The organism is Pedobacter sp. P26 (assembly GCF_050632135.1).
In the GTDB taxonomy this organism is placed as follows: domain Bacteria; phylum Bacteroidota; class Bacteroidia; order Sphingobacteriales; family Sphingobacteriaceae; genus Pedobacter.
On the sequence record NZ_CP192574.1, the window covers coordinates 2,678,197 to 2,690,528 of the forward strand.

Genomic DNA, 12,332 nt, shown 5'->3' on the forward strand with positions numbered 1-12,332 from the left:
CAACCAAAAAGTATAATGTTAAAACAAAACTTGATCTTCATTAAAATTTAGTCAGGAATCAGGGTGAAATCGATTTGACGTTTAGAGAGATCAACTTTTTTTACCCTGATCATCACTTCATCTCCAAGTTGGTATTTTTTCTTTTTGCGTTGGCCTACAATGCAGTAGTTTTTCTCATCAAGTACATAAAAATCATCTGATATATCCCTTAAACGAATCATACCTTCACATTTATTCTCTTCAATTTCTACATACATGCCCCATTCGGTAACGCCTGAAATAATCCCTTTGTACTCCGTACCGATATTGTTTTCTAAGTATTCGGCTTGTTTATATTTAATAGAGGCTCGTTCCGCATCGGCGGCTCTCTTCTCCATAGCCGAAGAATGTACGCAGGCTACTTCGTAAAACTCCATGTCTGCCGATTTTCCACCGTCTAAATAAGTTTGTAAAAGCCTATGTGCCATCACGTCCGGATAACGGCGGATAGGAGAGGTAAAGTGGGTGTAATATTCGAAAGCCAGGCCGTAATGACTGGTTTTTTTAGTTGAATAAATTGCTTTTGCCATTGACCTGATGGCGAGTGATGTGAGTATATTTTGTTCTTTTTTGCCCTCAACATCGGCCATTAAATTGTTTAATGATTTGGCAATTTCCTTATCCGATTTGGTGTTGATTTTATAACCGAAGCGCGAAGCAAATGTGGCGAAAGTATTCAAGGTTTCCATATTTGGCGAATCGTGCACTCGATAAACAAAGGTCAGTTTATCTTTTCCTTTAGTTTTCTTCGCGATAAATTCGGCAACTTTACGGTTGGCCAGAAGCATGTAATCTTCAATCAGTTTATGGGCATCTTTACGCTCTTTTACATAAACACCAATTGGTTTGCCCGAATCATCAAGCTTAAATTTAACTTCGGTGCTTTCAAAGCTAATGGCACCATTTTTAAATTTACGGTCGCGAAGGATATAGGCCAGCTCATTCAGTTTTTGTATTTCAGTTGCATAATCGCCGCTTTTACTTTCAATTACTTCCTGGGCTTCTTCATAACTGAATCTCCGATCCGAGTGGATTACTGTACGACCATACCATTCATTTTGGATATTGGCTTGCTCATCCAGTTCAAAAACAGCAGCAAAACACAACTTATCTTCATTTGGACGCAATGAACAAACGCCATTACTTAAACGTTCAGGCAACATCGGGATTACGCGATCGACCAGATAAACTGAAGTAGCACGACTGTAAGCTTCTTTGTCTAATTCTGTTCCCTGGATTACATAATGCGAAACATCGGCAATGTGTACACCGATTTCATAATTTCCATTGGGTAATTTCTGGTATGAAATGGCATCATCAAAATCTTTGGCATCTGCCGGATCGATGGTAAAAGTTAACACCTTTCTAAAATCTTTACGTTTGGCAATTTCGGCAGCCGAAATTTCTTCAGGGATCGCATTTGCTTCGCGTTCTACCTGAGGAGGAAACTCCAAAGGAAAGCCATATTGCGCTAAAATGGCATTCATTTCGGTATTGTTCTCGCCCTGGTTACCCAGGACATGCTTAACAATACCAATCGGATTTTTGGCACTTTCAGGCCAATCGGATAGGGTTACCAATACGCGCTGACCATTTTTGGCTTCGTGTGTATCGGCCAATGGCACAAAAATATCGTGCATCATTTTTTTATCGTCGGCAATTACGAATGCAAAGCGATCTGATATTTTGATTACTCCTGTGAAATCTGATTTTGCCCTCTTAATGATTTCGATAACTTCGCCATCGTTTTTACGACCGCTTTTCTTCGCGAAAACATAAGCCTTCACGGTATCGCCGTGTAAAGCATTTTTAAGTTTTCGGGGAGCTACAAAAATATCCTTCTCGAATTCATCTTCCGGAACGATGTATGCTGATCCATCGGCAGTCATATCAACCGTACCGATAATAAAGTTCTGCAGTTCTTTTAGTTTAAATTTACCTTTTTCTGGTTCTAAGAAAATTCCTGCACTTTTCCCTTCTTTTAAGATCTCAAGAATGGTTTCTCTTGATTCCTGATCGTTCAAATTTAATTTGGCCGAAACCTGCTTGTAATTAAGCAGCTGATTATTGTTTTTTTCAAAAACATCACTAACCAATTGATTCAGAACCAATTTTATATTTGCCGATTTTTTCTTTGCCATACGCTAAACTGAATTTACCGAAGATACAGAAAAGATGCTCAGGATGGAAAATGTAGGGAATAATATGTAAAATGGATGATGGTTTATCGTTCAATAGTTCATTTCCCATTGGTCCATTAGTAAAGCAAATTGCCAACCAGCTTACGGTTCATAGTAATGGTTAAGGGACTGGGTGGGTTAGGGTGAATAGCTATTTGACTATCGACTATGAGCCATGGACCAAATAAATAATATTTTGTAGGTTGAACCTTCTTTCAATCCACCTTTCCATTCTACGGACTACGGACTAGCCTGATCTCCGCATAAGTGATTTTCTTCCTTTCGGAGGTATAACTCAAATGGATGTTACCCGTTCTATCCTGAATAATAGCAGGGTAACTGTATTCACCTTTATCGTGGTTTTCTAAGGTATAGATGTCTTGCCAGTTTTTACCATCTGTGGAGATGGCCAATTTTAAGATAGAACGTCCTTCCCACCAGTTTTTGCCTGCTGTTAACGGATTGTAAATAAGTAATTGCCGGCCATCTTCTAGGGTTACGGCATCGCTACCCGAATTTGGATTAGGCAATTGAGTAGCGTTAAGTTTTGACCAGGTTTCTCCATTATCTTCTGACCAGCTTTCTACAATAACATTCTGCCTGCTTCTGCATAATAACTGTAACCTCCCGTTTGGATAAGTTAGAATAGAAGGTTGGATTACACCAAAAGTATCGCAGTTAATATTAATTTTTTTCCAGTTTTTACCATCAGCATTTGATTTTTCAATATGAATGGTCCATGTTTTTTCATCTAAACTTTCTGTACTTGAGGGATAAAGAATTGTTCCATTGGGTAATTGGATAGGTTTGTTTTTTATTGGCCCCAAAAAATCTTTAGGCAATTTCCGCGCTTTCGACCATGTTTTACCGTTGTTATCAGATGTTTTATATTCTGCCCACCACGTTCTGGGATTAGCACCGACCTTATAATGTAAAAATAAGGTGCCATTTTTTGTTTTAAAAAGAACAGGATTCCAGCAGGCAAATCGGGTGGTATCGTTTATTATCCCATTTGCGATTTCGATCGGGTGACTCCATTGTTTTCCGGTTTTTATTGACGACCAGATTGCAACGTCTTTACTTCCTTCGTGTTTACCGCCAAACCAGGCTGCCATTATTTTTCCTTTGTCCAAATCAACCAGGGTTGAGGCATGACAGGCCTCGAATGGAGCCTTTTCAAAAATAGTTGTCAACTGAATGATTTCTACCTTTTGCGCTGAAACGTTTAACGAAAGAAAAATAAGTGTAAAAACAATTGAAAGATTTTTAAGCATTTTCTGTTATTAGTGTCCTGGTATAGCCTCGATCAGTTTTTGGGTATAAGCTGCTTTTGGCGCATAAAATATCTGTTCTGGAAAACCTTCTTCTTCAATTTTTCCCTTGTTCATAACCAAAATACGGTCTGAAATGTGTTTTACTACAGCCAGGTCGTGTGAAATGAAAATATAGGTGAGTCCGAATTCGCCTTGAAGATCTTTGATCAGGTTTAAAACCTGTGCCTGCACCGAAACATCTAAAGCAGATACTGATTCATCGCAGATGATGAATTTAGGTTGCAGTGCCAAAGCCCTGGCAATTACCACCCGCTGCCGCTGACCACCGCTAAATTCGTGTGGATAACGGCTGTAATGCTCGGCTTTTAAGCCTACTTTATCAAGCAACTCTAGTACTTTTTGTTTGCGCTCTCCATCGTTACGGTATAATTTATGCACCTGTAAAGGCTCTAAAATCGATTGACCGATACTTAATTTTGGATTTAAAGAGGCATAAGGGTCTTGAAAAATGATCTGTATGTCTTTTCTTAACTTCCGTAAGGCTGTTTTGCCGATGTGGGTGATGTTTTCTCCATAGAAAATAATCTGACCAGAAGTGGGTTGGATTAATCTTAAAATGGTGCGCCCCAAGGTGGTTTTACCACAGCCCGATTCGCCAACCAGTCCAAGAGTTTCTCCTGGATAAACTTCAAAATTCAATTGATCAACGGCTTTAACATAATCGGTGGTTTTACCAAATAGGCCATTATGGATCGGGTACCAGGTGCAGAGATCTTTAATTTGAAGTAAAGGCTTTTGGGCGTAAAGTTTCTCCCTGCGCGAGGTTATTTCGGCTGTTGTTAGCTGGTTTGAAGCCTGCAAATGTGCGGAGGCATCGTCAATTTTTCCGGTAAGGAAATCGGCCACCACAGGTAATTTCTTTAACTGTAGGTAAGGGGAAGGGCGACAGGCGAGCAAACCTTTGGTATATGGATGTTTCGGGTTTTCGAAAATAGATTTTGCCGGACCCTGCTCTACGATTTCGCCCTTATACATCACAGCAACTTCATCGGCAATTTCGTTTACCACACCTAAATCGTGGGAAATGAAAATCATCGCCATATTTCGTTCCTGTTTGAGTTTTAACAGGAGCTGCAAAATTATTTTCTGAACAGTTACATCTAGTGCCGTGGTAGGTTCATCTGCTATCAATAATTTGGGATCACAGCTTAAGGCCATGGCAATCATTACCCGCTGCTTTTGTCCGCCGGAAATCTGATGCGGATAGCTAGCGAATATTTTCTCTGGACGGGGGAGTTGTACCTCGTTGAACAGCGCAATGGTATGTTTTTTTGCTTCGGCTTTATCCACTTTTCTGTGCAGCATAATGGCTTCTGCCACCTGATCACCACAGGTAAATACCGGATTGAGGGAAGTCATCGGTTCCTGGAAAATCATCGAGATCTGGTTTCCCCTGATCTGGCGGATTTCGTTTGAGCTGAGATTGAGCAGACTAATATTTTCAAAATCTATATCGCCGGTAATTTTTGTGGCACGTTCATCATGCAAGCGCATAATAGAAAAAGAAGTAACTGATTTTCCGGAGCCTGATTCCCCCACAATACCTAAAACGGTTCCTTTTTTTACATTAAAACTGATCTGTTTTACAGCTTTAAACCAGGTTTTTTCTTCCTGGTTATAGAAGTCGATATTTAGGTTTTCTACGTTTAGCATCAGGTTACAATGGTAATGTTTTCTGTCGGAATTATATCCATACCTTTAAATTTTAACAATACCTGGGCAGTAGTAATTACATCTTTCTGGCAATAGGTAACAATTCTATCGAGATTTCTTTCTTCATAATAAACCTGTCGCACTTGTGCACCATTAATATCATCTTTTGGTGTAGGAATATCTAAAACAGCAGCCAATAGGTTTAAAGATGTAAAATGTTTGTAATCGCCGAATTTCCAAAGTTCCATCGTATCGATGTGGTTTATTTCCCATGGTTTTTTACCCGAAAGCTGCAATTGAACAGGGATTTCTATGCCATTAACCAGTAACCGTCGGCATAAATAAGGAAAATCGAATTCTTTTCCATTGTGCGCACAGAACATTAAGGTGGGCGTTTGTTTACTCAATAAGGCGGAGAATTGTAACAGCATTTCTTTTTCATCATGGCCAAAAATAGATTTGATGCGCAATGAGGCGGATTTACCCTGGATACTGAAAATGCCCAGGCTCATGCAGATAATTTTACCGAATTCGGCCATTATGCCTGCTTTTTCATAAAATTCTTCCGGACTTTGGTCAGAACTTCGCTGGTAATGTGTTTTTTGTTCCCAAAGTTCCTGTAAATGTGGGGGTACATCCTGAAAAGATGGAAATTGAGGCACAGTTTCGATATCGATAACCATTACCTGATTAAGATCTAAAGCCTTTAGCATACATAGATAGTTTTCAGTTAACAATTTACAATTTTCTGTTCATAATTATAGCCATGCTTATCGGTATTTTTAATCTTTACGTTGGATTATAGATCCACAGCTCATTCAGACAAGGCTGCAAATCTCGGCTAGTAGTATTTTAAACCTCGCAGGTTTTAAAAACCTGTGTGGTTTTGATTCGGCTAAAATAAAGAAGGTGAGGCCTGATTGGCCATTACCGGGATTTTTAAATCGGTTCCAACTGCTTTATTTAGTTTCTCTGTAAAATAAGCAGAAAATAAAGGTGATGATAGCTCTACATTCTGGTGTACAAAGAAATATAAGTTCTGTAAGCCTTGCGCTTTCCAGTCCACAATTCTTTCAATCCAGTCATCTAAACGTTTTTTATCGATTTCATCATCATTGGCGCCTACAAAACGTACAAAAGCAGTTGGCGTAGTTAAACGCATGTGTAACATGTCTCTTCTGCCCGAAGTATCGACAATAATGTTCGTTATACCATTATTTTCGAAAAGTTTGGCGAATTCATTCGCGATAGCAGGGTTCGTAAACCATTCCGTATTCCTTACTTCAACACCCAATGGAATTACCTTTGGAAATTCGTTGATCACGATTTTTAACCTTTCAAAATCCTTAGGTTTAAAGTTATCATGTAATTGGAGAAAAGCCATTCCTAGTTTATCTTCGAAATTACTGATGGCATCACAATATTGCTCTACAGGTTCCTTAACATTGATTAACCTTTTAAAGTGACTGATGGTATTGGTTAGTTTCGGGAAAAATTTAAAATCTGCAGGTGTTTTTTGCGTCCACGTAATTACCTGCTCGCGGGTTGGCATGCCGTAAAAAGTGGCATTCAATTCGATCGAATTAAACTGGGTAGAATAATAGGTCAATTCATCCTTCGTCCCTTTTGGATAAAAACCTTTTAAATCGGCTTTATTCCATTTCGCACAACCCACGTAAGCTTTGAAGGATTGTTTAGATTTATTTGCTGATAAAATTGAGGCTGTTTCAGGAGCATCAGCCGGAAGGGTATAATCTATAATCGAGGGGTCGTCTACTTTACCAAATTGCATTTTAAAAATATGTTATGTGATACTAATTATATTAACTTCCTCTTTTTTATTTAAAAGAACTTCTAATGCTGAGTTAATCTTTGGTTCCAATTTTTGCCAAAATAGTTTATTTGAACAATTCCCGAATTTAATAAGAATAAGTTTTGGAGGAGCACCAAACCAATCGATTAATTCTTTGAAATCTGAATCCTTAGAAACAATTATGACATTCTTTTTAATTTGAGCCATTCTGAAAATGGTCAAGTCATCTACTGAATGCAAATTTAGACTGAAAGAAGATTTTGTTTCAAAATTTGTGTATTCTGAAATCCATTTAGCAATTATAGGGGATATATTGGTGTCGGTCCAAATTTACCAATTATTCATACATTAAGTCTTCATTTACTTTTTGTGCGCTATATAAGAGAACTGCCCTGATATCTTCCTTTTCGAGGATGGGATGTTCCTCCAGGATTTGTTCCTCACTCATGCCGCTTGCTAATAATTCTAGTACATCAGAAACCGGAAATCTTAACCCACGTATTGTAGGTATTCCTCCCATCAAACCATCTGTAGCAATGATCCGATCGAATAACTTAATTTGTTCATGTGCCATACTCAAATATAAAAAAAATACCTCAGTAAAAAAACTGAGGTATCTGTGTATTGTAATGAAATTTTGTTTTTGAACTCTCCAAATTGCCAACTGCAAACTGACCTAGTAACCCAGAATCTTCAATACCTGCTTGCTATTCTGTTCCTCTCCAAAGACCTCAAAATTGAAACTTTCATCACGGTTCCTGCGGATCAGCACATGCTTCGGACTTGGTAATAAGCAGTGATGAATACCGCCATAACCACTCAACACTTCCTGGTAAGCACCAGTGTGGAAGAAACCTAAGTATTGCACTTTACGTGTTTTAGGCATAAATACACTGTTCATGTGCGCTTCCTGGTTGTAATAATCCTGTCCGTCGCAGGTAATACCACCTAAGTTAACCCGTTCATATTCAGCGTCCCAGTTGTTAATTGGCAATAAAATGTATTTTTGATTTAATGCCCAAACATCAGGTAAATTGGTGATGAAAGAACCATCCAGCATCAACCAACGCTCACGGTCGTTCTGCTGTTTACGACCCAATACTTTATAAAGGATACCCGATGCTTCAGCAACCGTATATTTACCAAATTCAGTAATAATATCCGGTTCCATTACTTCGTGGATGGCGCATATTTCTTTAATCCTTTTCACAATTTCGTTTACCATGTATTCGTAATCAAAATCGAAAACCAATGAATCTTTAAATGGCATGCCACCACCAATATCAAGGGTGTCTAAATCAGGATTGATTTTTTTGAACTTGCAATAGAGGGTTACATATTTCTCTAACTCGTTCCAGTAATATGGCGAATCAGTAATACCAGAGTTAATAAAGAAATGCAATAATTTAACCCTGAAATTGGGATTGTGCACGATTTTATTATTGTAAAAATCGATGATATCTTCCATACGTACACCCAAACGCGAAGTATAGAACTGCGAATCGGGTTGTTCTTCTGCAGCGATACGGATGCCTAAATTACATGGCGTATCAATATCCACCTCATCATCAAAAAGGTTAAATTCCTCTTTGTTGTCTAAAACCGGGATAATGTTGGTATAACCATCATGCAACATATCAATAATATACTGCTTATACTGATAGGTTTTAAAGCCGTTGCATATAATGGTGGTATCTTTCGTTAATACACCTTTTTTCTCCAAAGCATCAACCATTGGCATATCAAAAGCCGAAGAAGTTTCCAGGTGAATGTTGTTTTTTAAAGCTTCTTCTACAATATGCTTAAAATGCGAGCTTTTTGTACAGTAGCAATATTTATAATCGCCACGATAATTGTTCTTTAAAATAGCGGTTTGGAAAAGAATCTTCGCCTGCTGAATCTTCTTACTTACCATGGGTAAATACGTGAAACGTAAGGGGGTACCGTAAGTTTCGATCATTTCCATCAGGTTTAAATCCTGAAAATATAATTCATCATCTATAACATCAAAGCCTTCCTGTGGAAAGCCAACGCTTAGATCGAGAAATTCTGAGTAACTCTGCATTTACTTTTAAATAATTTTTGCAAAAATGTAATTTTAAATCGAGAATTAAACGGTATTGAAAATATTTTTACTGTAAGGAAACGCTTGGCCTAACTACAAAAAATGCTGGTAAATTGTTTTGAATAGAAACTGGACGTCTCTGCTTTGTTAATAGACTGAAAGACAAGGAGTAATCGTCTGGTTTAAATTTTAAGATTTGTAAAGCAGGTTCCTGTTTTTATAGGTTGGGGTTGGCCCTGCTTTCCACTTTACTCGTTGCACTCGTGTTTGTTCCGATCAGGTTTAATTAAATTAGGTTGGTGCAGCTATTTAAGATTTAATAGTGATGCATCTGTCAGATGGGTTTCCGTACGCTCCGAACTTCCGTGGCAAAAATACAGTGGTACGTAGAGACACGAACCACGGCGAGAGAAAACAAGGGGTAATCATCTGGTTTAAATTTTAAGATTTGGAAAGCAGGTTCCTGTTTTTACAGGTTGGGGTTGGCCCTGCTCTCCACTTTACTCGTTGCACTCGTGTTTGTTCCGATCAGGTTTAATAAATTAGGCTGGTACTGCTATTTAAGATTTAATAGCGATGCATCTGTCAGATGGATTTTCCGCTTGCTCCGAGCTTCCATGGCAAAATACAGTGGTACGTGAAGACACGACACGGTTAGGATAGATAACCCCATAGTTGGAGGCTTACCAAATAATAGTTTTATTAACCTTTTATAATTTCTTTGTTTTGCTCCATATCATTTTTAAACTTTTCTGTCCATTCTTTTAAGCTCAAGGCTTTTTCCTCTTTATCGTCATCATATACGATCCAGGCATCTGCATCTGTAGCAAGCTTAATTAATTTGGAGATATCAGCTTCGGTGATGTAAGATTGTCCATATTTTTCTTGGTCCATTTATTACCGCATGCCATAAAACATATTCTAAATTGTGCATCCAACCAGCAGAATAGCAGTTTTCTGAGATTTCACTGATGAATGCAGCCAAACGCAATTCTTTTTCGGTTAAATTCGATTCCATTTATAAATAAAATCATGATACTTCCGCGTTCTTCGGGTGTTTTAGTCTGAACTGCTTGACAGTCTCAGCAAAAATAAAAAAGGGTTTGGATGGAACACAGCTTAAGTACAGGTTCTGGAACCAATTAGAATCTTATCCTTTGCGAAGGTATTTCGTTAAAATTACAATAGTTTGTCCTTCGACTTTACCCTCAATTTGTTCAGTGTTATCGTGGACTAACCGGATATTTTTAACTACCGTACCCAATTTAGCGCTCAAAGTTGAGCCTTTAACGTCCAGCGTTTTAACCAAAACTACAGTATCGCCTTCAAATAAACGTGTGCCGTTACTGTCCTGGTGGAATTCTACTGTTCCATCCAGCTCATGGTCACCTGTTTTTTAGCCCATTCTAAAGTTTCATCCTCAAGGTATAAAATATCCAGGCTATCTGCAGCCCAGCCTTCGTTTCTTAATCTGCTCAACATTCTCCAGGCAACAACCTGTACCGGGGGAAATTCCGACCACATGGTTTCAGTTAATATTTTCCAATGGTTTGGGACAAGCTGTTCCGTTTTTTCAAGCTGATCTAAGCAGGTTTTACAAACTAAAATACTGTTATCGCTATTTGCATTGCTGGTTGGAGGGACTTCGTATACCGATAAATTGGTTTCGGCGGTGCATAATTCGCATTTATTGCCCGAACGGGTCTGTAATTCTTGTACTAAAGACATATTGATACTGAATTTTTGGCGAATGTAATAAAACTAATTGGAATGAAGCGGGTCGTCCTTGCCAATGCAGAGGAGAACCGGAAGGGCTGTGAAGCAAAATCTTTTAACAGGTTTGTTTAATAGAAAAGTTATGAATGTTAGCCGGTTATTTGGAAAGCAGGTTCCTGCTTTCATTGGTTTGGGTTAGTCCTGCTCTCCACTTTACTCGTTGCACTCGTGTTCGTTACGATCAGGTTTATGTATTTGGGCTTGTGCTGCTATTTAAGTTTGAATAGCGAATGTGCATTTGTCAGATGAGTTTTCCATGTCCTCTGTGTTTCCGTGGCAAAAATACAATGGTTCTTGGAGACACGAACCACAGCTAGGATGGATAACCCCATAGTTAGTGGCTTACCAAAAACTGTTTGTAGAGACGTTAGCCATGGCAAGTGCTTAAGATAAATCGTCATTTTTGATTGCATTAGAGAAATCTTTAAACTATCTAATAAATATAGTTCAAAGATTTCTACGTTTCGCTGCGCTTCAGTCGAAATGACAATTGATCCAAATACTACGCACTAAGCTCATCAAAATTGGTAGCGGTTGCCAGATATTTCCAATTGGCCATATCTCTTTGTACATCCGCAATTTTCGCATCCGCAACCTGATAAGCATCAGGCCCAAGGAATAAATGTAGCGGCGGATTTTCGCTTTTTGCGGCTTCAATAATTACCTCAACCGCCTTTGCCGGATCACCAGGTTGTTGGTTGTTGATGTCGTTCTGATGTGCAGCCTGCGATTCGCGTACCTCTTTGTAGGCATCGATTGGCGAACCTGGCACTGCTAATGATCCTTCTGTTAGAAACGCAGTTCTGAAATAACCTGGTTCAACAACTGTTGCTTTGATTCCCATTGATTTTACTTCTGCGGCTAACGATTCGGTAAAGCCAACTACTGCAAATTTTGTAGCACAATAGATTCCGAAGCCTGGGAAATCCCCTGAAAATCCACCTATTGATGAAATATTGAAAATATGCCCCGATTGTTGTTTTCTTAATTGAGGAAGCACTTTTCTGATCACATTTAAGGAACCGAAAACGTTTACATCGAAATTCTCACGCGATTCTTTGTCGCTTAATTCTTCCAATGCACCAACCATGCCATAACCAGCGTTATTCACTACTACATCAACCTGGCCAAATTTGCTAATGGTTTGGCTCACTGCAGTCTCTACACTTTCTTCACTGATTAAATCAACACTTAAAGGTAAAAAGTTTTCGTGTTCACCAACTGCTTTGATTAAATCGTTTAAATTTCTTGAAGTTGCGGCAACATTAATGCCGTTGTTTAATAATGTTTTTACTAGGGTTAGTCCCAGACCTTTGGACGCGCCTGTTACAAACCAAACTTTTTGATTTTCCATGATATTGTTTTTTAGAATGAAATGAATTGATTGGGTTGTATCCTAAAACTATTCTCGCTAAAACTTTGTCACGTTGAGCCTGTCGAAACACCTTAGACAGCTTTATTTCAGGTCCTTC

The 12,332-nt window shown here is 38.6% G+C and carries 12 protein-coding genes; all 12 read right to left on the reverse strand.

Annotated elements, in window-relative coordinates:
• Positions 1-47: 47 nt before the first annotated feature.
• Complete coding sequence (gene rnr, locus ACQ86H_RS12425) at positions 48-2,180, reverse strand: ribonuclease R (RefSeq protein ID WP_431295041.1); 2,133 nt, start codon at positions 2,178-2,180, stop codon at positions 48-50.
• A 272-nt stretch (positions 2,181-2,452) separates the two neighbouring features.
• Positions 2,453-3,493 carry a sialidase family protein gene (locus tag ACQ86H_RS12430; protein ID WP_138821643.1) on the reverse strand — a complete coding sequence of 347 codons (1,041 nt, stop codon included), beginning with the start codon at positions 3,491-3,493 and terminating at the stop codon, positions 2,453-2,455.
• A 9-nt stretch (positions 3,494-3,502) separates the two neighbouring features.
• On the reverse strand, positions 3,503-5,206 hold the full coding sequence (locus ACQ86H_RS12435) for an ABC transporter ATP-binding protein (protein ID WP_431295042.1): 1,704 nt from the start codon (positions 5,204-5,206) through the stop codon (positions 3,503-3,505).
• A complete protein-coding gene (locus ACQ86H_RS12440) occupies positions 5,206-5,919 on the reverse strand; it encodes a 3'-5' exonuclease (RefSeq protein WP_431295043.1) in 714 nt (237 codons plus the stop codon). Before ACQ86H_RS12440 ends, ACQ86H_RS12435 begins: the two co-directional genes overlap by 1 nt.
• A gap of 182 nt (positions 5,920-6,101) precedes the next feature.
• A complete protein-coding gene (locus tag ACQ86H_RS12445) occupies positions 6,102-6,998 on the reverse strand; it encodes a DUF72 domain-containing protein (RefSeq protein WP_431295044.1) in 897 nt (298 codons plus the stop codon).
• 12 nt (positions 6,999-7,010) lie between these two features.
• The gene (locus ACQ86H_RS12450; protein WP_431295387.1) at positions 7,011-7,349 is read right to left on the reverse strand and encodes a DUF5615 family PIN-like protein; all 339 of its coding nucleotides are present in this window, start codon (positions 7,347-7,349) and stop codon (positions 7,011-7,013) included.
• A gap of 7 nt (positions 7,350-7,356) precedes the next feature.
• Positions 7,357-7,593 carry a DUF433 domain-containing protein gene (locus ACQ86H_RS12455; protein ID WP_138821638.1) on the reverse strand — a complete coding sequence of 79 codons (237 nt, stop codon included), beginning with the start codon at positions 7,591-7,593 and terminating at the stop codon, positions 7,357-7,359.
• A 102-nt stretch (positions 7,594-7,695) separates the two neighbouring features.
• The gene (locus ACQ86H_RS12460; protein ID WP_025146786.1) at positions 7,696-9,084 is read right to left on the reverse strand and encodes an arginine decarboxylase; all 1,389 of its coding nucleotides are present in this window, start codon (positions 9,082-9,084) and stop codon (positions 7,696-7,698) included.
• Between the two features lie 702 nt (positions 9,085-9,786).
• On the reverse strand, positions 9,787-9,978 hold the full coding sequence (locus ACQ86H_RS12465) for a hypothetical protein (protein WP_138821637.1): 192 nt from the start codon (positions 9,976-9,978) through the stop codon (positions 9,787-9,789).
• Positions 9,979-10,234: 256 nt separating this feature from the next.
• On the reverse strand, positions 10,235-10,393 hold the full coding sequence (locus ACQ86H_RS12470; RefSeq protein ID WP_431295045.1) for a PhnA domain-containing protein: 159 nt from the start codon (positions 10,391-10,393) through the stop codon (positions 10,235-10,237).
• A gap of 53 nt (positions 10,394-10,446) precedes the next feature.
• Positions 10,447-10,812, reverse strand: coding sequence for a hypothetical protein (locus tag ACQ86H_RS12475; protein WP_431295046.1), 366 nt, complete (start codon positions 10,810-10,812; stop codon positions 10,447-10,449).
• A gap of 550 nt (positions 10,813-11,362) precedes the next feature.
• Entirely contained in the window at positions 11,363-12,214 is an 852-nt protein-coding gene (locus ACQ86H_RS12480; RefSeq protein WP_138821635.1) for an SDR family oxidoreductase, read from the reverse strand.
• Positions 12,215-12,332: the final 118 nt, after the last annotated feature.